21 protein-coding genes are annotated in these 22,893 nt (G+C 54.6%); 10 read left to right on the forward strand and 11 right to left on the reverse strand.

Annotated elements, in window-relative coordinates; all coding sequences use genetic code 11:
• Positions 1–192: 192 nt before the first annotated feature.
• Both LAO76_19565 and LAO76_19570 read left to right on the forward strand, forming a co-directional pair.
• Positions 193–1,059 (forward strand): hypothetical protein, encoded by an 867-nt coding sequence (locus LAO76_19565; protein ID MBZ5493120.1) that lies wholly within the window; start codon positions 193–195, stop codon positions 1,057–1,059.
• Between the two features lie 409 nt (positions 1,060–1,468).
• Positions 1,469–2,323, forward strand: coding sequence for a fibronectin type III domain-containing protein (locus tag LAO76_19570; GenBank protein ID MBZ5493121.1), 855 nt, complete (start codon positions 1,469–1,471; stop codon positions 2,321–2,323).
• A gap of 99 nt (positions 2,324–2,422) precedes the next feature.
• Here LAO76_19570 and LAO76_19575 read toward each other — a convergent pair whose 3' ends face one another.
• From LAO76_19575 to LAO76_19585, 3 genes are all read right to left on the reverse strand, one after another.
• A complete protein-coding gene (locus LAO76_19575; protein ID MBZ5493122.1) occupies positions 2,423–2,869 on the reverse strand; it encodes a hypothetical protein in 447 nt (148 codons plus the stop codon).
• A 105-nt stretch (positions 2,870–2,974) separates the two neighbouring features.
• Positions 2,975–3,778, reverse strand: a complete 804-nt coding sequence (locus tag LAO76_19580) for an MBL fold metallo-hydrolase (protein MBZ5493123.1) — start codon at positions 3,776–3,778, stop codon at positions 2,975–2,977.
• A gap of 243 nt (positions 3,779–4,021) precedes the next feature.
• Positions 4,022–4,732: a hypothetical protein gene (locus LAO76_19585; GenBank protein MBZ5493124.1), complete on the reverse strand. Its 711-nt coding sequence runs from the start codon at positions 4,730–4,732 to the stop codon at positions 4,022–4,024.
• Between the two features lie 113 nt (positions 4,733–4,845).
• Between LAO76_19585 and LAO76_19590 the strand changes: the two genes are divergently transcribed.
• The gene (locus LAO76_19590; protein MBZ5493125.1) at positions 4,846–5,019 is read left to right on the forward strand and encodes a hypothetical protein; all 174 of its coding nucleotides are present in this window, start codon (positions 4,846–4,848) and stop codon (positions 5,017–5,019) included.
• 282 nt (positions 5,020–5,301) lie between these two features.
• Positions 5,302–6,066 (forward strand): hypothetical protein, encoded by a 765-nt coding sequence (locus LAO76_19595; protein ID MBZ5493126.1) that lies wholly within the window; start codon positions 5,302–5,304, stop codon positions 6,064–6,066.
• 250 nt (positions 6,067–6,316) lie between these two features.
• Here LAO76_19595 and LAO76_19600 read toward each other — a convergent pair whose 3' ends face one another.
• Both LAO76_19600 and LAO76_19605 read right to left on the reverse strand, forming a co-directional pair.
• On the reverse strand, positions 6,317–7,696 hold the full coding sequence (locus LAO76_19600) for a DUF58 domain-containing protein (protein MBZ5493127.1): 1,380 nt from the start codon (positions 7,694–7,696) through the stop codon (positions 6,317–6,319).
• A gap of 102 nt (positions 7,697–7,798) precedes the next feature.
• Positions 7,799–8,623, reverse strand: a complete 825-nt coding sequence (locus LAO76_19605; protein ID MBZ5493128.1) for an alpha/beta hydrolase — start codon at positions 8,621–8,623, stop codon at positions 7,799–7,801.
• Between the two features lie 350 nt (positions 8,624–8,973).
• On the opposite strand from LAO76_19605, the gene LAO76_19610 reads away from it, so the two are divergent.
• Together LAO76_19610 and LAO76_19615 are read left to right on the forward strand one after the other, a co-directional pair.
• Complete coding sequence (locus tag LAO76_19610; protein MBZ5493129.1) at positions 8,974–11,814, forward strand: PAS domain S-box protein; 2,841 nt, start codon at positions 8,974–8,976, stop codon at positions 11,812–11,814.
• Positions 11,807–13,237, forward strand: coding sequence for a sigma-54 dependent transcriptional regulator (locus LAO76_19615; protein ID MBZ5493130.1), 1,431 nt, complete (start codon positions 11,807–11,809; stop codon positions 13,235–13,237). Before LAO76_19610 ends, LAO76_19615 begins: the two co-directional genes overlap by 8 nt.
• Here the strand turns inward: LAO76_19615 and LAO76_19620 are convergent.
• A complete protein-coding gene (locus tag LAO76_19620; GenBank protein ID MBZ5493131.1) occupies positions 13,212–13,898 on the reverse strand; it encodes a DUF1211 domain-containing protein in 687 nt (228 codons plus the stop codon). The two genes, LAO76_19615 and LAO76_19620, sit on opposite strands and share 26 nt — an antisense overlap.
• Before the next feature lie 145 nt (positions 13,899–14,043).
• Between LAO76_19620 and LAO76_19625 the strand changes: the two genes are divergently transcribed.
• The 4 genes from LAO76_19625 to LAO76_19640 all read left to right on the forward strand — a co-directional run bounded on the left by LAO76_19625 (position 14,044) and on the right by LAO76_19640 (position 17,285).
• Positions 14,044–14,439 (forward strand): DUF1398 family protein, encoded by a 396-nt coding sequence (locus LAO76_19625; protein MBZ5493132.1) that lies wholly within the window; start codon positions 14,044–14,046, stop codon positions 14,437–14,439.
• A gap of 77 nt (positions 14,440–14,516) precedes the next feature.
• Positions 14,517–15,290, forward strand: coding sequence for an ABC transporter permease (locus LAO76_19630; GenBank protein ID MBZ5493133.1), 774 nt, complete (start codon positions 14,517–14,519; stop codon positions 15,288–15,290).
• Positions 15,291–15,296: 6 nt separating this feature from the next.
• A complete protein-coding gene (locus LAO76_19635; GenBank protein MBZ5493134.1) occupies positions 15,297–16,145 on the forward strand; it encodes an ATP-binding cassette domain-containing protein in 849 nt (282 codons plus the stop codon).
• A 351-nt stretch (positions 16,146–16,496) separates the two neighbouring features.
• On the forward strand, positions 16,497–17,285 hold the full coding sequence (locus LAO76_19640) for a DUF3800 domain-containing protein (GenBank protein MBZ5493135.1): 789 nt from the start codon (positions 16,497–16,499) through the stop codon (positions 17,283–17,285).
• A gap of 191 nt (positions 17,286–17,476) precedes the next feature.
• Here the strand turns inward: LAO76_19640 and LAO76_19645 are convergent, their stop codons facing one another.
• The 5 genes from LAO76_19645 to dprA form a co-directional block, all read right to left on the reverse strand.
• Entirely contained in the window at positions 17,477–18,037 is a 561-nt protein-coding gene (locus LAO76_19645; protein MBZ5493136.1) for a hypothetical protein, read from the reverse strand.
• Between the two features lie 3 nt (positions 18,038–18,040).
• On the reverse strand, positions 18,041–18,496 hold the full coding sequence (locus LAO76_19650; GenBank protein MBZ5493137.1) for a hypothetical protein: 456 nt from the start codon (positions 18,494–18,496) through the stop codon (positions 18,041–18,043).
• Positions 18,497–18,517: 21 nt separating this feature from the next.
• A complete protein-coding gene (gene topA, locus LAO76_19655) occupies positions 18,518–21,136 on the reverse strand; it encodes a type I DNA topoisomerase (GenBank protein MBZ5493138.1) in 2,619 nt (872 codons plus the stop codon).
• Positions 21,137–21,231: 95 nt separating this feature from the next.
• Positions 21,232–21,618: a four helix bundle protein gene (locus LAO76_19660; GenBank protein ID MBZ5493139.1), complete on the reverse strand. Its 387-nt coding sequence runs from the start codon at positions 21,616–21,618 to the stop codon at positions 21,232–21,234.
• A 56-nt stretch (positions 21,619–21,674) separates the two neighbouring features.
• Positions 21,675–22,829 carry a DNA-processing protein DprA gene (dprA, locus tag LAO76_19665; protein MBZ5493140.1) on the reverse strand — a complete coding sequence of 385 codons (1,155 nt, stop codon included), beginning with the start codon at positions 22,827–22,829 and terminating at the stop codon, positions 21,675–21,677.
• Positions 22,830–22,893: the final 64 nt, after the last annotated feature.

Consider the following 22,893-nt stretch of genomic DNA (forward strand, 5'->3'; position numbering starts at 1 on the left):
CCTTCCGGCATCTATTCGCAGTCGGCTCTGCACGTATAAACTTAGGCTGCTTGCGCCAGATGAATCAAGGCTTTAAATCCTGCAACAAACAGATATTTATGGGGTTTACACGGTGGAGAGGATTTTGGATACCCCACTCCATCGCTTCTCGACAAAGGTTCTTGAGGCATGATTAGCAGGGGAGATGAACATATGAAAAGCAGACTCACGCTGTTAGGTTTGTTGCTGATGTTGTCGACGGTAATGGCATTCGCGCAACGTCCGATGGATGATGACGATGAACGCAGGGTCCGCATTGTTCGCGGTCCGGATATCGTCAATGTTACGGACGACTCGGCAACGATCAATTGGATTACGAATTTCTCCGGCGCGAACCATGTGCGCTATCGCGTGGCCGGCAGCAATGACGCTTGGCAATCGGCCTATCATCAGGGTGGCGGCACCAACCACTCCCTTCAGCTCACCGGGCTTCAGCCCGGCAGGACCTATGATTGGCAGATCCTCACGCGTGACGGCGATCTGCGCACTTCAGGACAATTTCAAACAGCTCGCCGCGACTATCGGGAAGGCGACCGGGATCGCGATAGAGATCATGACCACGATGGGGACCGCGATAGACGTTATGACGCGCGAGATTACGGCAACCGGGTACCGTTGTATCGAGCCAGCAATCGCGATGGCAGCATCCATCTATACACAACGAATGGCAATGAGCAGAATCGCCGTGGCTTCCATGCTGAAGGAACTACGGGTTACATCCTGACGTCACAGAGGCGAGGCACCGTTCCGCTTTATCGCATGTATGGTCCCAATGGCGACATGCTGCTTACCGTGGAGCAGGATGCAGTCGCGAAGATGAGAAGCTATAACTATCGCGATGACGGCATTCTGGGATATGTAGCAGCCACGCAAATGCCCGGTACTCAAGTTTTGTTCGCGCTGGTGAACCAGGATGGCAGCCTCCATTTCTTCACCACTTCTGAGCGCGAGCGCCGCCAATTCCTCCGCCGTGGATGGCAGGAACTGGGCCCCGCCGGTTACATCTGGACGCAGCAGTAGCTACCGAAGGAAAACAAATAGCCCGGCACATCGTTCTTAAGAACATGGGCAGCCACCCCTTTTGTGGGTGGCTGTCCTTTTTGTATTGCCTTTTAGTTTGCCAGAGGCTCACCCTGATGCCTCAGCCAAACAGAGTCCGAGGTTGCAGGCCTCAGAGCCAGAGGCGCGAGCTGCTTTGGGTGTCGCACCAAGAGCCAAATACCAAGAGCCAAATACCAAAAGCCGCTTCTACTCTGCTTATCCAGCTCTCAAGGTGCAACCCGCAACCTGTTTACTCCCTTCGAACTAAGTAAATCTGAAAATCGTGCGCATACATGCCTTTTCGGCTGGTGCGGGTTTCACGAGCAGAGCCGCTTCGTCGCGCAAAAATTCTAGATTGTATTTTCCGCTGGTATAGGAGACGAAAAGTATGAAACGCACACTCACGCTCTTAGGTTTGTCGCTGATGTTATCGGCAGCGCCATTGTTTGCACAGAAATCCATGGATCAGGCTAGTGAGAAAGCGGTCCAGATCACATCCGGGCCGTCCATCACCAACATCACGGGCAGCACGGCCACCATTAACTGGACCACGAACTCAGCAGGAGCCAACCATGTTCGTTATCGCGTCGCGGGCAGCAACAGCGCATGGAAATCCGCTTACGCGTCGGGTGGAGGCACCAGCCACTCTCTGCAACTGACGGGTCTGGAGCCGGGAAAGACTTATGAATGGCAAATCCTCACTCGCGATGGCGACCTGCGCACAGCCGGACAGTTCCAGTCGGCAGCAACCGCCAATGCTACCGCGCCTGACGTGAATGCGAACGCCGGCGCAGCGCCCGCTCAGAGTCCAAGCTACACGGCCAACGGCAAAGTCCCGTTGTATCGCTCCGCCAACAGCACCGGCAACCTGCATCTCTATACCAACAATGCCGGTGAACAGAATTCCAATGGCTTCCACGCTGAAGGGACAACCGGATACCTTCTCCCCAGCCAGGGTTCAGGCACGGTTCCGCTCTATCGCATGACCGGCAGCACTGGCGACACGTTATTGACGCAGGCCGCCAATGAGGAATCCGCCATGCAGGCGCATGGATATCGTGATAACGGCATCATTGGCTATATCGCCACTTCACAGGCTCCCGGCACACAGCCGCTTTATCGCCTTTCGAGCCCCGATGGCAGCGGCCATTTTTACACCACCTCCGCCAGCGAGAAATCGCAATTTCAGGGACAGGGCTGGAAGGATGAAGGTATTGTGGGTTACATCTGGCAGCAGCAATAGATCACAAACATAACTTGTTCACGAAAAAGCCACCTGCAATCACGGGTGGTTTTTTCGTGAAACAGTCTTTGCGGTGACCGGGATGAAAATCGAAAAGGACTATTGTCTTTCTTTGAGGAATTCCTGCGTGATCTCCGGAAGCTTCTCGCGAATCTGGCTGGGCAGCCGGTCATGGATGCGGCGGGCTTGAATGCGAGCGACATCCGCGACAACTACCGGAGCGGGTGTGGCCACAGCGACGATGAGCCATACCACACTGAAGAAAAGAAAGCCGGCCAGAGCGATCAACTCCAGAACCAGCGCATGCCGCGGAGAAAAATGCCGTACCGCGCCGAAAGCTACCAGAAACATGACAGCGGAAACGCCGGCGACGATCATCAATCCAATGTCGATTGTGCGGTGCAGGACCTGGCGGGAGCGGCAATGGGCGCATTCGGTCAGATGCGCTTCATAGTCGCCGCGCATCTCCGGCGCCAAGCCTGAGATATCATATCGCCAGCCGGCGAGAATGTCCCCAACTACGCGATCACTGCACATATTGCTCATCGACTTGCCTGACTGCTAAATTCAAAAAGCCTCGAACCGCCCAAAATGGGGCAATGGTTCTTAACCTATTCTCATCCTAGATTAAGGTTCTGTACAGGTATCTTCTCACCCCAGGCAGAGAGGCTGCAATGGGTGGTCCTGCTGGGCCAGGGTCAGGGCACAGGACTGAAAAAGGTTTAATTTTCCCCCCAAGGCCTTATTGGCGGTATCGCGGGCCACTTCAGGGTGGTTATTGTGCTCGGAAAGATGGGCCAGAACCAGAAAAGCCGCCTGGCCGTCATAATCTTTTTCAAAGAATTCAGCCAATGCCGCGTTAGAAAGATGGCCCACGCGGCTCATGACCCGTTGCTTGACCATCCATGGATACGGCCCATTGCGCAGCATTTCCAGATCGTGATTGGATTCGATCATCAGTCCATCGCAGCGCCTCAGATGGTCTTTCACATTGGAGGGCAGGTAGCCCAGATCAGTGACTATGCCGATTTTTACGCCATCGGCTTTGAAGGTAAAGCCGCAGGGATCAGCCGCGTCATGCGGAATGGTGAATGCCGTCACGGTGATGTCGGCAATCTCAAAACTGCGGCCAACCTGAAAATGCTCGCGCCGCTCCAGTTTGGCCGGCTTGCCTTCAGGATCTTTGGTAGCGCGCCGCCAGCTATGGTATGTGGCTTCAGTGATGTAAACAGGGATTTTCAGTTTGCGCGCCAAGACCTGCAGTCCGGCGACGTGGTCTTGGTGCTCATGCGAAATCACAATGGCTTTGAGCTTTTGCGGATCTTCACCCGCGGTGTGCATGCGCTTGAGCGTCTCCCGGCAGGAGATACCGGCATCCACCAGGATGCTGGCGCTGGAACTGGAAAGCACAGTGGAGTTTCCTCTGCTGCCGCTCGCCAGGACTGTCATGCGCATCGCCACTGAACGCAGCATAGCGGGAATCCGTCCCGCAAGGGAGTAGCAAAGTAGTTAACACGAGGAAAACCGTGAACCCTTTACCACTGATTCCACTGATGACACTGATCTGCACGGGATTTCTCTGCTGGATTTGTTTAGAGATCCGTGTGATCCGTGTTGTTCCTTGGCGAGGTCTTGCTTTCCAATTTTGGCAATTTTGGCATTTTTGGCAATTTCGGCGATTTTGGCAATCTCTCTGACTTATTTCATCTGCACGTCCACCAGAGTCTCTTTCTTGTCCTCACATTCGCGATAGATCCACACTTTCGGCGGGTCAGAGCGATAGCCGGCAGCGATGCGATCCAGAATGTCTGCCACGGTGGCGTTCTTTATCTCCACGATCATGGGCGGCGAAATGACTTTCCTGGACGTAACGACGCGATGGAAGAAGTGGATGTGGTTTCTGCGCAAAAATGATGTGATTTCCGGCGCGCGCCATAAGGCCGCCATCACGGCGTCAGGCTCGCGATCTTCAATCACGCGAAACTCCCTGAGCTTTACCCGCAGAAGCCTGCCTTTGATGTCGCTATCTGCCACACGTATGCCGCTGGCCGGAGATTCACGCCAGTAAATAGTCTGGTGTTTGGCCGATATCTCCTGCAGGGCTTTATCCAGAGGCTCGAAGGTCACGGGCGTTTGCATACGATAGGACTCAGTTACGCCCAAGATGCCGCACTGGCCGCGCAGCATGATCCCGCCACTGCGATGGGCAACATTCAGGATACGCAACATGGCCGCGCCCGCTTCCATGTCATCGGCGGAAGGGATAGGGCTGGCTTGCGCTGCCGGCTTGGCGGGCGAGGGTTGCGGACCCGGTTGAGGCGCAGGTTTGCCACAGCCGGCGAGCATAACCGCCAGCAAAACGCAGAAAGGCGCAATTCGGTTCTTGTTGAGGAGCGTGTGAGTCGTCATGGGCACAATAAGGCTTTCAACAGGATATCGGCCTTGATCGCAAGACAGAAAGTAGCAATCTAGCTACGGCGGCTGCGTAGCGTCTAGACGGGGCGGCATGTCTTTTAGCGTTGTTGGCGCCTCAGCCAGAGTTTTATGGCGACGAAAATCGCAAGAACAATGCCACTACAGAAAAGGAATTGCCCCAGAAAGAGGAGGAAGAGACCGTTTTCGTCATGGCCACCAACGTCTGCCAATTTCTGAAGAAAAAATCCCGGCGCGAGTACGACGAGCGCTGCCTTGTCTGAGCTTAAAGAGTCGGCCACAGCCATTGTCACCATGGCAAGCAAAAATCCCAGGATAGTGACAGCGCCCCACTCCCGCGAAGAAATGGACCGGCGTCCTGGCATTACTGAATTTTTCCGTTCTGGCTCATACGACCTAAGTATCGCATGGCCCCACCCAACTACAAGCCATTCAATCCAAAGCAGTTGACCTTCTCTTGATCCGCAGTTGATGACGAATTTACCGGCTGTGCATTGTGAGTTTTTCGCGGTGCGAACACGATGGCCGCAGGAGGAAATCAACCCATGCGGCTTCACACTAAGACCACCCAATTCATTCTTGCAGCTTTTCTGTTTTGTGCGACATTTGCAGGCTTCGCGCAGGATCAGAACGCCAACCAGTCCAAACCAGACGCTTCTACGCAGAGCAATCAGCCCGTTAAGAGCGAACCGATTAAGAATGGTTCCCACTGCGTCGTCCAAGAAGGCAATCCCGGATCGCCCACGGACACCCATTGTGTCCCAACGGGAACCAATGTTGTGATCATCAATAATGAACCATCAGGTCACGATATTGAGGACGCAGCCGCTTATAAAGCCTTACTACGCGCGCGTGCAATTCAGGAAGAAGCTGCCCGCACTCAGCGCTATGACCCTGAGCCCAAGCTCCATGCCAATCCAGACGCGTCTGATCCGTCTGTGTTGCTCAAGAATTCCAAGGACCACGACTACATCCTGCGTAACTTTCACACCATGTATGTGGATGCGAAAGACGCACAATATTTCGGTAGCGACCAGATGAAAGCAGCGCTGGGTAACAATGAGGATTTTGCAAAGCTGAACATCCATATTGTGGAAGACGCGCGTGTTGCCGATACGGTGCTCACCGTCGGCTACACGTTTGCCTGGGACTATCCGTTTGCTTTGCGTCACCAAAATACCACCATGGTCCTTGTCTCCGGCAAAGGCGAAGGTCCATTTTCTGGCCCGCTGGGCGCGACCGACGTGGCCCGCCAGTTTGTGAACGCGGTCAAGGCATGGCGGGAAGAGAAGAAGACAACTGGCAAATAGCAAATAGCAAAAATGCAATTAGCCAAAGCGATTCTTACCGCGGATTGACGCTGATGAACGCGGATTTGGGAAAAAGAAAAACCAAAATCTTGAAACACGGAGGAAATGAGGAATCGGAGCGAGAAAGGCAAACCTGACCGCCGATAAACACTGATGACACTGATCAGCAAACGCTTAGGATGCAATCATTCGTTCAATCAGTGCCAATCAGTGTTATCAGCGGTCAGGTTTTTGGGGTTCTGCTAATTGCTCACATGTAGATAACGTAAGAGCTATGCCACAGTGCGCTGGGCAGGGTGCCGGGCGTACGCGAGGTCAGGATAACGTTGTAGTCCTGAGAAACCGGCAGTGCATCGAGAAACTGAGGATCGCGGCTATCGGGCTGGACGGTGGCGAGATAGCGTAGAAAGTCCGCGAGATGCAGGCCGCCATCGTAACAGGAGCCGGCGTAAGAGAGATCGATGTTTTCAGTATTGAAATGGCAGGCTAGTGACGCCGCCAGGGAAACAGCGTGCTCATACGCCGGAGACGCGACGCGTCCGGGCTCAGGATTATCAAATACCAGGCGCAGGCGCCGCTCGTCTTCGCGTGTGAACTCACGCACTTTGAGCTGGCCGGTCTTGGCCGTGGCTTTCCAGTCGACAAAGCGTCCGGGGTCCTGCGGCGTTGCTTCTCGGATACGGTAGAGCTCTGTGCCGCGTCCGCGCATGAAGGAAACAAAGTCTCCGGTGATCATAGGCAGGACATCAAGAAAATCGTCCGGCTCCAGCAGCGGAGGATAAACAATGAGATCGCGCTCCAGCGCAACTTTGCGGCTCTTGATCAGGAAGGAGAACGGAAAGCGCGTGGCAATGCTGAATCCTTCCTGGCTATAGTGGCCGCGGCGCGGAAATGTTACTTCCAGTTCGGTGCCGGCCGTATTTTGCGCAGCCACATACGTGAAATAGACAGGCCGCGTCAAAATGGGGGGCTGGAACGGCGGCGGATTTTTGCGGCTCAGCGTGTAGTCCGGCATCCGCAGCCATCGCTTCTTTTTGGGAAAGACAAACTCGGTCTTGCTCCATTCCCAGCCGCGCCGTTGCTGCTTTTTGTCCACCGGGGTAAAGACTTTCACGGAAAACGCCGGCATCCACAGGCGCGGATTGATCAGGTTCACGCGCAACTGTACCGGCACCCTGGCAAAAGCGTTTTTAGGCACCACCACATCCAGCTCCAGCCGCCGCAGGTCCGCGGCCGAGCCGATGCCTGAAACCGCAATTGCGGCCAGCATGGCCGCTTCCACAATCCACAAAAGATTGTTCGCGGTGTTGAGCGCGGCGATTGCAATAATGACCAGGACGACGATATAGACAATGCCTTCACGCGTCAGTTCGTAGTCAAAGGCATCTTTCATGCGGGCGGCAGCCACGCGGCGCGCCAGAAAAGGCACGGTCAGTAACCCAACGATGAGGGCCAGGCACAACGCCGTAATGGCAAAAATCGACGTGGCCACGGGGTTGCCGCGCTCCCGCGCCACCGATGAAAATACCGCCGCCGCAAACGCCAATCCCAGGCCGGCTACCGCCATGAAAAAGCGCTGCCATGCTTCCCGATCAAGGCTCTCCCATGTCGATTTAAAAAATTCACGCATCGCTCGCCATAAGTGTGGCACAACCCTGCAAAATCCTGATAGTGCCTAAAGTGCTTTCCAGATCGTGCCGCCCCTCCAGAATATGTCATTGCGGATCGTTGATCATTGCTGGTCAATAAAATCCAAGACCAGCCGGTTAAACTCATCCGGCGTCTCTTCAAAGGGAAGATGACCCGCGCCTTCAATCACTTTGAGCTGACAGTCCGGCAGGGCCTGCTTAAGAGGCTCCGCAGAGCGAACATCCACCGCGCTGTCGCGGCTTCCCCAGATCAAAAGAGACCGCGCCTTGATTCGCGGGATCGCTGCGCTCAAGGTAGTCACGTCATTTTCCCAACTGCGCAAGGTGTTCAGGATGTTATTCACCCTTCCTGGACGCATTACCTGGGAACAGTATCCTTCCACGGTTCCAGGCGGAAGGCGCTCGGGATCGCCGTACATCCTGGCCAGCGCTGTATGGTAGAGAGGACGGGAAAAGGGCCAAACCATCCTGAGGAAAGTTCCTCCTATACGCCCTTTCAAAAACTGTATACGTTCCAAGCCCAGAGTTGACCAGGGATTTACCGGCGCGGCCAGCACAAGAGAACGCACTTTTGCGCTCTTGGCGGCAAGAAGCATTGCGATTGCACCACCCCACGAGCACCCCAGCACATCGATTTCCTCAAGCTTAAGACGCTCCATAAGGGACAAAACGCGGTCTGCCTGTGCCGGCATGGAGCAGTCCAGATGGCGTGGCGCATCGCTTTCTCCGTGGCCCGGCAGATCGACCGCATAGACGGTGTGCCGCAGTGAAAGTGCTTCCATATTCCGCCGCCAGCAGAACGATCCGCCCAGCAATCCATGCAGCAGCAAGAGCGGACGGCCAGCCCCAAGGCGCGAGAAGTGAATTTGCTCTCCGTCAATTTCCGCCGTAAGTTTCTCGATCTGCATGGTCTTTGAGGACAACCGCTTTTTCGTTTCCGGCACTCAAATAGGATGTTATCGCCTCTGTCGCTTCTGAATGCGGGGTTCCTCCAAGAAGCCCCGCAATTTTTAAAACTTCCCCCAAGGGTTTTCCACCCTGAATTTCCTACCAAAAATGGAAATACAAAAAGACACAGCGAAATACCAATTTCAGTAGCTTTTGAACATTAAAGCATTTATACTTTTGTAACTGTCAGTAAACAAAAAGCTTATTGCCCCTACCGGAAAACCATATGGCATCCCAGTTGCTTCAATCTAGCCCAACCCCAGCGCTTACACGATTTGCGCCCGGGGTGGAGAGGTTTGGAAAGCAGCGGATGCGAAAGGATTCCCTAGTTCGTTTCTCCGCCGTCGTACTGGCGCTGCTCACGGCCGCCTGCGTCGTGTTTGCCATCATCAATTGGCAAAAAGAGTCCCAGTACACCACTCCGACGGACGGCGTGTGGTGGAAGGAGCATTCCGGCTTCCTTGTGGCCAAAGGGGTCATCCCCAACGGTCCAGGCGATAAAGCAGGCATCAAGGTTGGCGACAAGTTACTGCGCGTCAATGGTCTGCCTAAAGACCAGACCATCAAGAACCTGGTCGAGTTTGAAAAACATCTTTACCGCAGCGGCGTTTATTCCCGCGCCACGTATCTGCTTGATCGGCAGGGGATCAGCCTGGAAGTGGGGCCGGTCATTCCGATCCCGGCGGACAATTCCCTTAAACTGGGCCAGCGCCTTATCGCGCTCATTTATCTGGGCATTGGCTTGTATGTTTTGTTCCGGCGCTGGACCGCACCGAAATCGACCCACTTTTACCTTTTCTGCCTGATTTCATTTGTCCTGTACTCGTTTCATTACACGGGCAAGCTGAACGCCTTTGACCAGACCATTTACTGGTCGAGCATTGTTGCGTGGCTGCTGCAGCCGGCATTGTTCCTACATTTTGCTCTGACTTTCCCCAGGCCGCGCAGGCTGCTGGCAAATCATCCCTGGGCAATTTCGCTTGCTTACCTGCCGGGAGCGGCCCTTCTGATAATGCAAGTGGTCGCCGTTTCGGTTTTTGAGTTCACTGAGTCCCTGCGCTGGGACCTGGACCGGCTGCAAATGGTCTATCAGACCGTTTATTTCGCGATAGCGGCCGTGATCCTATGGCGCACTTATCGCAAAGCTGGAACTCCGTTGCAACAGCAGCAGCTCAAGTGGATCTCCCGCGGCACCGTTCTTGCAATTGGCCCGTATACGCTTTTTTACGTGATTCCTTACATCGCCGGAGCGCTGCCCACGCCGGCGATGAAAATTTCCGTTCTGTCGCTGGTCTTCCTGCCCGTAACCTGGGGCTACGCCATTGTGCGCTACCGGTTGATGGACGTAGACATCATCTTTAAGCGCGGCGTCGCTTATACGCTGGCGACCGCTGCCATCGTGGTGGCTTACTTTGTCGGTATCGGCAGCCTTGCCGGCTCCATTACCACAAAGTATCCGGGTACCGGCACCTTCGGCCTGATCGCAGTCATCATCATCACGGCCCTGATTTTTGAGCCGCTGAAGAACTGGATCCAGGTCCGTGTCGATCGCTTCTTTTACCGCAAGCGCTATGACTATCGCCGCACGCTGATCGAGTTTGGACGCGAGCTCAGCTCTGAAACCGACTTGCACGCCATGCTCACCTCCGTCATTGATAGGCTTTCGCGAACGCTGCTGGTTGATCGTATTGCCATCTTCCTGGCCACGGACGCTGAAGCCAACCAGTTCGTAATGGAAAAGTCTTTTGGCATCAGTTACGCCGGCTCGCTCGACCTCAGTTTCCTTGTGGTGGAGCGTCCGGAGCAATATGCTGGGCACATCTTCTTTGACAACACGCGCAAGGCGCTGCAGGAAAGCGTGACCGCGCGTGAAACCATCGCCAAGCTCAACCTGAATTACTACATCCCTTGCACGGTGCAGAACCGCACGATCGCGGTCATGGGTTTGGGCAAGACCATGTCTGGTGACTTCCTCTCGAGTGAAGACGTTGAGCTTCTGGAAACCTTGGCGGGATATATGGGTATCGCCATCCAGAACGCGCGGCTGTATGCCTCACTGGAGCAGAAAGCCAGCGAGTACGAGCGGCTGAAGGACTTCAACGAGAACATCGTGGAATCCATCAGCGTTGGCGTGCTGGCCGTGGACCTGGAAGATCGCATCGAGTCATGGAATTCGCAGATGGAAGTGATGTATGCCATGCCGCGGTCGCAGGTGCTCAATGAGCGATTGAGTGAAGTCTTTCCGGCTGAGTTCATGGAAGAGTTTTACCGCGTGCGGCAGAATCCGGGCATTCACAACCTGTATAAATTCCGCCTGCACACGCGCGCGGGCGATGTGCGCATTGCCAATGTGGCCATTGCGCCGCTGGTGACAAGAAAGTTTAACGTGATTGGCCGCCTCATCATCGTGGATGACATCACAGAGCGGATGGAATTGGAATCGCAGCTGACGCAGGCAGAAAAGCTTTCATCCATCGGCTTGCTGGCTGCGGGCGTGGCGCATGAAGTGAATACTCCGCTCGCGGTAATTTCCAGCTACGCGCAGATGCTTACCAAGCAGATCAATGGCGACGCCAAGCTTGGCCCGCTGCTGGAAAAAATCACGCGCCAGACGTTCCGCGCTTCAGAGATCGTGAACAACCTGCTGAATTTCTCGCGCACCAGCGCCACGGAATTCAGCGCCATCGACCTGAACAAGATCATTACGGAAACGCTCACGCTGCTGGAGCATCAGCTCAAGACTTCGCGCGTGAAGGTGCAGACCGATCTCTATACCGGGCTGCCGCTGATCCATGGCAATTCCGGCAAGCTGCAACAAGTATTCCTGAACCTGTTTCTGAACGCCAAAGACGCCATGGCGGGCAAGGGCGGCACGTTGCACATCAGCACCGCCAACGGCGACAGCGTACAGGTCAACATCAGTGACAGCGGCGCCGGCATTGCGCCGGAGCATATCAACAAGATTTATGACCCGTTCTTTACCACCAAGAACGTTCCACGTGAAGGCCAGTCACGCGGCACGGGACTTGGCCTGTCAGTCACGTACGGAATCATTCAAGAGCACGCGGGCAAGATCCGCGTGGACTCGCAACCTGGCCAGGGAACTACGTTCCAACTGGAATTTCCAATGAGAAAGGCAGTCAATGTCTGAGGCAGCGGTCTTAACTCGTCCCCGGACCGACCTCTCCCACGGCGGTTCAATCCTGATTATCGATGATGAAGCCGGCATCCGCGAGTCGCTGGAAACTTTGCTGGAGTTTGAAGGTTACAGTGTGGAATCGGCTGAGACCGGGGAGGATGGACTCGCCCGCCTGAACGAACATACCTTTGATCTGGTGCTGCTCGACTTTGCTTTGCCTGATCGCAATGGCCTCGAAATCCTGGCTGACATCCGCTCGCGAGATTCACAACTGGCTGTGATCATGATTACCGCCTATGGCACGCTGGACAATGCTGTCCGCGCCATGCAGAAGGGCGCCACCAATTTTATCCAGAAGCCGTGGGACAATGAAAAGCTTCTGGCGGACGTGCGCGCCGCGGTGGCCCGTCGCCGCGTGGAAGAAGAAAATGAGCAGCTCAAACGAGCGCTGAAAGAGCGTTATAACTTTGAGCATATTGTCGGTAAGTCTGATTCCATGCTCAAGATCTTTGACCTGGTTGGACAGGTAGCTCCCAGCCGCTCCACCGTGCTGATCCAGGGTGAAAGCGGCACCGGCAAGGAACTGATTGCCAAGGCGATTCACGCCAACTCAACTCGCAAGAACCATCCTTTTGTTCCGGTCAATACCGGCTCCATGCCCGCCGACCTGCTGGAGTCAACACTGTTCGGCCATGTGAAAGGCGCGTTCACCAGCGCCATCTCTTCCAAGAAAGGCCTGTTTGAAGTGGCCGATGGCGGGACGATTTTCCTGGATGAAATCGGCACCATGAGCATGGAAACCCAGGCAAAAATCCTGCGCGTCCTGCAGGACCGCAAATTCATGCACCTGGGCGGCATCCATGAGCTGCAGGTGGATGTGCGAGTGATCGCGGCCACCAATATCGATTTGCAGGTGCTGGTGCGGGAAGGCAAATTCCGTGAAGACCTTTTCTATCGCCTGAACGTGATCACCGTTGATCTGCCTCCGCTGCGCAACCGCGGTGAAGACGTTCCACGGCTGGTTGGACATTTCCTGGAGAAGTTTTCGCGCGAGAATGGCAAGGCAATCATCAACATTGCGCCGGAAGCCTTGCGTCCCTTAATGGATTATTCCTGGCCCGGAAACGTCCGCGAACTGGAAAACGTCATCGAACGCGCCGTGGTGCTGTGCAATGGGCCTACTGTGGGCATTGAGCTCATTCCTGACCACATCGTGGGGAGAGGATCGGAAGGCAAGATGCTTGAACACCGCCCGGACGCGTCATTGTTTGAAATCGTTGAAGATTGCGAGCGCCGTTTGATCGTGAACATGCTGGAGAAATGCAGTTGGAACCAGACTGACGCCGCCGAGCGCTTCCACATTCCGCTTTCCACGTTGAACCAGAAGATCAAGCGGCTCAATATTGAAATCAGGAAGAAGGGCGCGCGAGATTAGCAGCTTTTTCAGCCTGCTGACGACGATGCCACCACATCTTCTGCCACAGACGTAGCCCGACCAGCACAACTGCCATGGCGTAAAAACCTGCCAGTGGATTGATGAAATGAACAGCCAGCATGGCTGAGCCCAGCGCCACGGGAAAGAAAAAGATTTGCTGTCCCATAAGCTGAGCTTTCAGCGGCTCGTCTTCACTGAGCAGTTTCTTCTGTCTGGCTACCACCCATTGCGCCGCCAAAAGGGTGGCCGCCACAAACATGTTGGCAAAATAAATCTCCTGGGCCGCGCGGTTGCGCAGGAAATGCCCCAGCAACGCACAGGAAAAAGGCATGACAGAAATCGACATTAGAAACAACAGATTTAACCACACTAGCGCAATTTGCAGATGCCGGACGAAATGCATTGCCAGATGGTGCATGACCCAGAGCAGTCCACAATAAAGAAAAGAAACAAAAAAGCTAAAGAAAGCCGGTGCTTCGTGGCCAATGCTTTCCAGCAACTGGCCGGCGCCCACGGATTTCGGCATGTCGGGAACTTTTAGTTCCAGCACCAGCAGCGTCATGGCGATGGCAAAAATCCCATCGGTCAGCGCTTCCATGCGTCCCTTGGAGAGCAAGATGCTGTGAATCAACTTTCTGGCTGAGAGTGGCGGTGTGCTCATTGTGGGTTGAGATTGTAAAGGACTTCCGATCGCCCGCACAATCGGCTTATTGTTGATTGCAAGAGAACAGGCTGATTACTTTTCGGTAATAAATTATGATGCGCAGCTTGCGAAGATCCCACCAGAATCAAGGAGAGACAACAGAATGAATATTGATGTCATCCATCAGGTCATGGCCGAATCACAGGCCGGAAAGCTGGTATTCCCAGAAGTGGTGCGGCGATTGGTGGAAGCCGATGTTGAATCCTATTTCTGCGATCTCGCCGCAGGCACAGAGACGTTCTATACCACCAGGGGCAAGACCCATGTTGAAAAAATGACCCTACCGGTGCTGCCCGTGGCCGAGGAGTTTTCTTCTTCCGGAATCGTGGCCGCCATCCGCGCGGCGCAGACAGACGTCATTCGTTACCCGGAATTCATGAAGCGCTCCGCAGAAGCGGGCGTGACCGGCTACTGGGCCTTTCTGGCCGGCAGAAAAGTCATCTATTTTGGCCGCAAGGGCGAGTTCCACGTTGAAGAATTTCCGCACGCAAAATCATAGGCGCAATAGAGAACGGCAGGCGGACGCTAATCGCGCTGTGGCTGCCAAGCCGTTGGCTCTGCTATATTTCCTGTTGGATGGAACTGATCTCGCCGTTCGATTTCGTAAAGCGCAATATCCTCGCGGTGCAGGAGTACACCTATCTTTCACTCCGTTCGCTCATAAATATATTCCGCACGCCTTTTTACATGGCGGATACCATTCAGCAGGCCGATCTCATCGGCGTGGGATCGCTGCCCATTGTAGTTTTGACCGGCATGTTCACCGGGATTGTGCTCGCGCTAAACACGGCAAAAACTCTGGAATCGTTCGGATCTCTTTCAATGACCGGACGGCTGGTGTCCTTCTCCATGGTTCGCGAACTGGGCCCAGTGCTGACCAGCCTGATGGTAACCGGACGCAACGCTTCCGGCATGGCCAGCGAACTTGGCTCCATGAAGGTGACAGAACAGATTGACGCCATGCGCGCCCTGGGCACAGATCCTTACAAAAAGCTGGTGACCCCGCGCGTGATATCAACGGTCTTCATGATGTTTTTTCTCACCATCATCTCTGACCTTGTTGGCCTGGTGGGCGGATGGATCATCTCCTTTTTCATGCTGGGGCTCGACAGCACGCAATACTGGAACAGCGCGTACCAGATATTGCATTATTCTGACGTAGTTACCGGCCTGGTGAAGCCGGTGGTATTCGGCTTTATTATTGCCACCGTGGGTTGTTACTTCGGCATGACGACAAAAGGCGGCACACAGGGTGTGGGACGCTCCACCACGCAAGCAGTAGTCGTGTCTTCCGTCCTGATTCTGGCTGTTGACGCCGTCCTTACGCAACTCCTGATCGTTCTAACTTGATCTCTCATGCCCCCGCTGGACAATGCCATTTCGCCATTTGACGATGAGAACCTGGACACGGTCCACAAGGCGATCATCTTTGAGAATGTCTCCATCTGCTTTGAGGGAGAAACGCCTGTGCTGGATGGCGTTTCTTTTGAACTCAGGCGCGGTGAAACCAAGATTATTTTGGGCGTCGCCGGCTCAGGTAAGAGCACGATACTGAAACTCTGCCTTGGGCTGCTCAAGCCGGATAGCGGCAGCATCTACGTTCTGGGGCACGATATAACCATGATGACGGAAGAAGAGTTGTTTGACTTGCGCAGCAAAGTCGGCATCGTGTTTCAGGAGAGCGCTCTTTTTGATTCGCTCACCGTGCGTGACAACGTAGCGTTCCGCCTGCTGGAGGAGCACCTTCCTGAGGCGGAGGTGGAAAAGCGTGTGCGCGAGTCATTGAGTTTTGTGGAACTGGAGTCCTCCATTGATAAGTTTCCCTCAGAGCTTTCCGGCGGTATGCGGCGGCGTGTAGGAATTGCGCGCGCCATCATTACCCAGCCTGAAGTGCTGCTCTATGATTCGCCCACGGGCGGCCTGGATCCGATTACCTCAACCACGATCATTGAGTTGATCATGAAACAGCGCGACGTTTTTAAAACCAGCGCACTGATGGTGACGCATCGCCTGCAGGATGGCTTTACGCTGGCCACCCACTACTTTGACCCCGCCACCAAGCATATGAAGCCTTCAGACGGAATGCCTTCCCAGGACATCCGCACCAGCTTCATGATCCTGCGCGAAGGCAAGGCTGTGTTTGAAGGCAGCGCGCATGAATTGGGCCAGGTGCAAGACCCATATATCAAAGAATATATTTCGTAGCTTGGACGCAGCAGGACGGATGTACCGAATTTTGATTTCTATACCCTGTCGTCCTGAGCGGAGCCGGAACGCATGTGACGGCGCAGTCGAAGGATCCCGGCGCTGCCGTTTGTGAGCATAATGCGTCAGGGAGTTCGACCAAGAGCGCCTGTGCTGATCCGGAGAAGGGTTTGAAAGATGAACACGTGCATGAGTTTGTTGACCATGCGGAGCGGCACGTTAACGGGCGAGCCCACACAAACGAAATAGAAAATTTCTGGGTACTGCTGAAGCGTCGAAAGTCAAGGTTGTGAAGTGAGGCATCGGGGCGGACGGTGAACTCGTTCCCAATTCTCCCCGCAAGATGACAGTATGAAGACGATTTACGCCTACTGTGACGAGAGCGGAAAGCATCAGGAACATAAGGTCGTAGTATTCAGCGCACTTGTCGCGGACTCTCAGACATGGCAGAGCTTCGGAAGCCACTGGATGCAACTCCTCAGCCGATATGAACTCAACCATTTCAGCATGAAAGAGGCTGTCCGCTATTCGCAGAAATATGGGAGTATGAAGAAAGGAACTGCGAAAGAACGGGCGGCAGATATTCTCCCGCTTATCCAGGCGATAGCCAATGGCCTTGAACTAGGCGTAACGTGGGGCGTCGAGGTAAGCGCCTACAAGGCCCCTTCGCGATTCTCGTTGCGTATAAATTTTGGGGACGACCCGCATTTTTTTGTATTCCATAACGCTGTGATGTCGATCATTAGGCACTACAAACGCCTTTCAATTCCATGGAAGGTTGGGCTAATTCTTGACGATGACGAAGCGAAAGCGATTCCCTGTTATCAGTTTTTGCGGCGAATGAAGCGGGCCAGTGAAGAGGTGCGAAACCATGTTGACAGCATCTGTTTTTCAAATGATAAAGCCTCTCCGTACGTGCAAGCCGCCGATGCATTTTCATACCTGTACCGTATCTCGATAGAAGAAGCAATGCTCGGCAAACCTCATGAGTATCAAGCATTGACAGACATTTTCAAGAATCCCAATCCCTTCCAGTGTCGAATCAGAGTCGAGGATGGAACATATCGTGGAGAGCAGCTAGATAGCTTTCTAGCCAATGCATTGTCAGAGGCATGGGAGAAAAGAAAACCAAAAACATAACTCTAAAAAACCCGCCATCTCTTGCGCGTAATGGGTTAGGCGCTGTGGGCAGGTCGCCAGTGTTTGAGCGGCTGTAACTGCCAGACTTCCAACTGACCAACTCAGGCGCGACTTGCAAACACGACTCCATCTGCGCTGATCTGCGGCAAACGCCTTTCCGCGCCTCCGCGGTGAATACTCCTGCGAACGCCTTATTGGCTATTTACCTTCAGCAGTGCGTTGGCTTCCTCAAATCGGTGGGCCATCTTTTCCCCGCTGCACTGTTGTTCCAGCAGAGTTTCCGCGTCCCACTCACTGCGTTGAACGCCAAAGAAATCTCCGCCATAAACATGCAGCGCGCCCGTCAATTTTGATAGAGGATTGCTTACGGAATGGATGATGTCTCGACCCAACGGCTCAGCGTCTTTCTCGCGCAACGCTCGTGCTCCCGCAGCTTCTACGAGTCCGTTGCTTCCCGGCACGCGCCGCCAGAAAATATTGTCTTCGCGTCCGGTATAGAGGCCGATGATCGCCCACATCTGGTGATTGTGCGGCAGCAGGTTCATCCAGGGCGCCCAGATCACGTTCAGGATGGTGAGATCGTCCGAGCGATGGAGCGTTTGCATTTCCGCCCGCTGCGGCTCGCCGATCGCTCTGAGGATCTCTCCGGGCGTGGAGACCGCGCGTCGCACCACTTCCTGAACAGCTTGCTGCGGCCGGTCCTGGCGCAACGCCGCGCGACAATCGGCAACAAACTGGTCCAGCTCAAACATAAACTACTTCCCGGCTTTGGCTGCCGCCGCAGCCTGCGAGCGTCGCGCCGCTATCCGTTCCTGCAAGCCCTTGATGCGCTTCTTTGCCGCCGGCTTCGACGTCAGCTTTTCCAGGTGCGAGAGAAATTCCGGATCGACCTGGTCTTTCCGGGCCTGCGCAATATAGTCGCCAAATTTGGCCCAGAGAAAATAAGGTTCGCCGTTGCAATCGAAGAACAATTCTTCATTCACGGCGCCGCGCAGCACCATGGCGGCAACCATGTTCCAGTAGGTCATCACCTGGCGGAAGAATGCGTTCGGCTCAGTTCCATAGCCTGTAATCACCGCCTTGAACTCATCGTAATTTTGCGGCCAGAACTCTGACACTACATACTTGCGCGCGGCCCGCATCACCGGCTCGCGACGAAGGTCATAAATCTTGAGAATTAAATTTGCGTCTTCAGCTTTTGCTTTCGCCATAGAGATATTGCGCTCCCGATTTTAAACAGCTTCTTGCTGCGTATCGTCGCCGCTCTTGCCTTGCGTCATCCATTCCGGCGTGGGGATGGAGCGAGAATAATCGCACTTGACCACGGCTGTTGCGGGCTTTGTTTCTTCAGCCGCAGCGGCAGCGCCTTTTTTGCCGCGTGGCTTTTTCTTTGGCTTGGGCTGTTCTTCTTCATCCGCCGATTTCTTGCTGTTGTTGGGACAAACCAGCAGCGATCCTGACTTCAAATGTTTTTCCAGCAGGTACGGGCTGCCGCACTGCGGACACGCTTCCGGTACCGGCTTGTAGGCTGATGTGAAGTCGCAGTTAGGATAATTTGAGCAGCCATAGAATGTGTTGCCGCGACGGCGCGCCTTCTTTTCCACCAGCTCACCATCCGCGCATTGCGGGCACTTCACGCCGATGAAATTCTGCTTAATGTATTTGCAATCCGGATAGCCGCTGCAGGAAATGAATTCGCCATAGCGCCCGTGGCGCAGCACCATGTTGCGGTTGCACTTGGGACAGAGTTCTTCCAGAGGGACGTCCGGCACGCGTTTTCCCTGGTCGAGCCGGCGCGTCGTCTTGCAATCCGGATATCCGGTGCAGGCCATGAACTGGCCAAAGCGGCCGCGCTTCAACACCATCACGCGTCCGCAGTTCTCGCAATATTCATCCTGGCCGGTCTCCGGCATTTCTGCGCCGTCAAAATCAGGCAGGTTGACAGGATTCTCTTTGGTGAACGTGCAGCTCTCAGGATCATCCTTCTTATAGGCGCTGCAAGCGTAGAACGAGCCATGCTTGCCCCACTTGAGCACCAGCGGCGAGCCGCAGCGTTCGCACTTCTCGTCCGTGGGCTTCTCCATCCGCTTCACGTTTTCCATGTGCTTTTCCGCGTAGCGGAGGTCCTTGGAAAACTTTTTGTAGAAGCCGCCCAGCGCGTCTGTCCACTTCTCCTTGCCTTCTTCTATCTCGTCGAGCTCTTCTTCCAGCCGCGCCGTGTAAGCGGGATCAAAAATTTCTTCAAAGTTCTTGACCAGCAGATCGGTCACGACCAGTCCCGTTTCCGTGGGTATGAACTTGCCGCCAATCTTTTGCACGTACTGGCGCTCCTGTATGGTCGAAAGGATCGTCGAATAGGTCGAAGGCCGTCCGATGCCGCGCTCTTCCAATTCCTTCACCAGTGACGCTTCGTTGAATCGCGGCGGTGGTTCAGTGAAATGCTGTTCCGGCTTCAGCTCGCGCAGCGTAAGCTTCTGGCCCACTTCCAGCGCAGGCAGCTTGTGCTTGAGCGCCTCATCTTCTTCGTCCTTCGCGTCCTTAGATTCCTCATAAACTTTCAGGAAGCCTTCAAACTTGAGCACCGATCCGGTTACGCGGAAGGTGAACGATTCGCTTGTGGCCTTGGCTTCGATATCGATGCTGGTCTGGTCGAAAACCGCAGGCGTCATCTGCGACGCAACAAAGCGCTGCCAGATCAATTTGTAAACTTTGTACTCATCTTCCTGGAGATACTTTTTGATCTCGTCTGGATGCCGCGCTACTGATGATGGCCGTATCGCTTCATGGGCTTCCTGTGCCGCTTTCCGTGATTTGTAAACGTTGGGCTGCTCCGGCAGGAAATCTTTGCCGTAGGTTCCATTGATCATTTCCCGAACTTCAGTCAGCGCGTCGGGTGAAACCTGCACTGAGTCGGTACGCATATAAGTAATGAGACCGACGGAGCCTTCGTCACTGCCCAGATCAATGCCTTCATAGAGGCGTTGGGCAATCATCATGACGCGCTTTACGCTGAAGCGCAGCTTGCGCGAGCCATCCTGTTGCAGCTTGCTGGTGGTAAACGGAGGCGCGGGGCTGCGGCGGCGTTCTTTCTTCTCAATGTTGCGTACAGACCATTGCGCCTGTTCCAGAGCGCCGGTAATCTTCTTGGATTCCTCCTCGTTGGGGACTTCGGTTTTTTCGTCGCCACGGCCCACAAAGCGCGCGTCGAAGGCTGGCGGCTTTCCGCCGAAAAGGTGCGCGTCAATGGTCCAGTATTCTTTTTTCTCGAACGCTTTGACCTCGCGCTCACGCTCCACAATCAGGCGCAGCGCCACCGTCTGCACACGTCCGGCGGAAAGGCCGCGACGGACTTTGTCCCACAGCAGCGGCGAGACCTGGTAACCCACAATGCGGTCCAGCACGCGGCGTGTCTGCTGCGCGTCCACCAGATTGCGATCTATATCGCGCGGGTGCTTGAATGCCTCCTGCACCGCTTTCTTGGTGATCTCATTAAAGGTCACGCGATGGAACTCAATGCCGCCTTTTTTCTTTTTCTTGCCGGAACCGTTTTCGCCCAGCTCTTCTTCCAGATGCGCGGCAATGGCTTCGCCTTCGCGGTCCGGGTCAGGCGCCAGATAGACGGCGAGCGCGCCTTTGGCCAGCTTCTTCAGCTTGGCCACAACTTTTTCTTTTCCTGGGATCACCACGTACTCGGTGGAGAACTCATCACTCTCCAGGTCCACGCCGAGCTGGCTCTTGGGCAGATCTTTGATGTGACCCAGAGAGGCCTCGACTTCGTAGTCCTTGCCCAGGTACTTATTGATGGTCTTCGCCTTGGTGGGCGATTCGACGATTACGAGTGATTTTGGCAACGTTACTCTTTTCCCTGTAATTCAAGTTGAAGCTACCACGGAACTGCTCGTGGGGACAAATTTCTGACGGGCCAGAGGTACTTGGTATTTGGTACTTAGCCGTGCGCTGCAAGCGCTTTTGCCTGCATCTGGTTTTCGACGCTGGTCAGCAGAGCTGACAACATTTTGCGAACTCTGATCAACTCTTTCGAGTTCCGCTCATAGAACTCGCTCGTTACAAATCCGAAATCCCGGCAAAGCAGCAAATGGTAATCAAGTTCACTCGCAGAGCCCATTGCAATTCGAATGAAGCGAGCAAACTCAGGGCTGGTTCTGCGCCCACAACCTTCAGCCAAATTTGCGCCAATAGAAATTGCAGCGCGCCGCAATTGCGATGTAAGACCGAACATTTCATCTTTCGGGAACTTCTTGCTGACAGTGTAGAGCTCAAGCGTTAACTTATGTGAGATTTTCCAGACTTCAAGGTCCCGATAATTCCGCATTGCAGCCCTCCGGCCAAGTACCGAATACCAAGTACCAAATACCCCATCTCCTAGCTCTAAAATGCTTTAACGTAGTTCTTTCCCGCCATCTGCTTCACCTTGCCGCTCAGTTCCAGCTCGAACAGCGCGGTAAAAACCTCCGACGAAGAAATTTGGCCCTCCAGTTTTTCCATGATTGCGTCGATGTGCGTTGATTCGTCCTGGCGCAGGATTGACAGCAGCTTCTTTTCCGCCGGACTTAATTCATTACCGAACAGGCTGCTGGTGGGCTCCTCCTCTGATGCTTGCGGCGCCCATTCGGATTCAAGCTGGCGTTTTACCTCGGCCGGCAATTCCTCCCAGATGTCCTCCCATGTTGCAGTTAGCTTGGCTCCCTGCTTGATCAGCGTATTTGGCCCCCAGGAATTGCGGGAGATCACGTTGCCCGGCACGGCAAAGATTTCACGGCTCTGCTCCAGAGCGCATCGAGCGGTGATGCGCGTGCCGCTGTACTCTCCGGCTTCGACGACCAGTACACCTAGAGCCAAGCCGCTGATGATGCGGTTGCGGATAGGAAAATTCTGCGGCGCGGCGAACGATTCGAGAGGGAACTCGCTCACCAACGCGCCACCGCATTCAAGAATGCTGTCGGCGATTTTCTTGTTTTCGCGCGGATAGATCACGTCCACGCCAGTGCCGAAAACGGCGACGGTTTTCCCTTTGCCTTTGATGGCCCCGCGATGTCCAGCGGTGTCAACGCCACGCGCCATGCCGCTGAAGATTGCCAGGCCACGCGAAGCGAGATCGCAGCTCAGGCGCTCGGCCATTCCTATTCCGTAGGGCGTAGGGTGGCGCGTGCCCACGATCGCTATTCCCGGACGTGAAAGCACCTCAATATTTCCACGTACATAAAGGACCAGCGGTGGATCATAAATTTCACTCAGGCGCGCAGGCCAGCCTTCATCATTACGGCAGACAACCTGAATACCCGCGGCTGCGGCTTTCGCAAGCTCGTCATTCGCCAGTTCCAGCGATTTTCCCAGCGCGATGTGCTGCGCGGAGTGCGCCTGCAGGTTCTCTGCTTCCAGTTCGGTGAGCGAAGCGTGAAAAACATCCTGAATGGTGGAAAAACGTTCTACCAGCTTGCGCCCACGAGTGGGGCCAATGCCCGGCGTAAGGGAAAGCGCCAGCCAGTAAATTGAATTTGAAGTAACTGCTCTTGCGGTGGACATCGCGACCTTGCGCCTTCCCAGATGGGAACTTTGGCGGACTGTACACGGGAAAGGAAACACCTGT

This window comes from Terriglobia bacterium, from assembly GCA_020072645.1.
GTDB lineage: Bacteria > Acidobacteriota > Terriglobia > Terriglobales > Acidobacteriaceae > Angelobacter.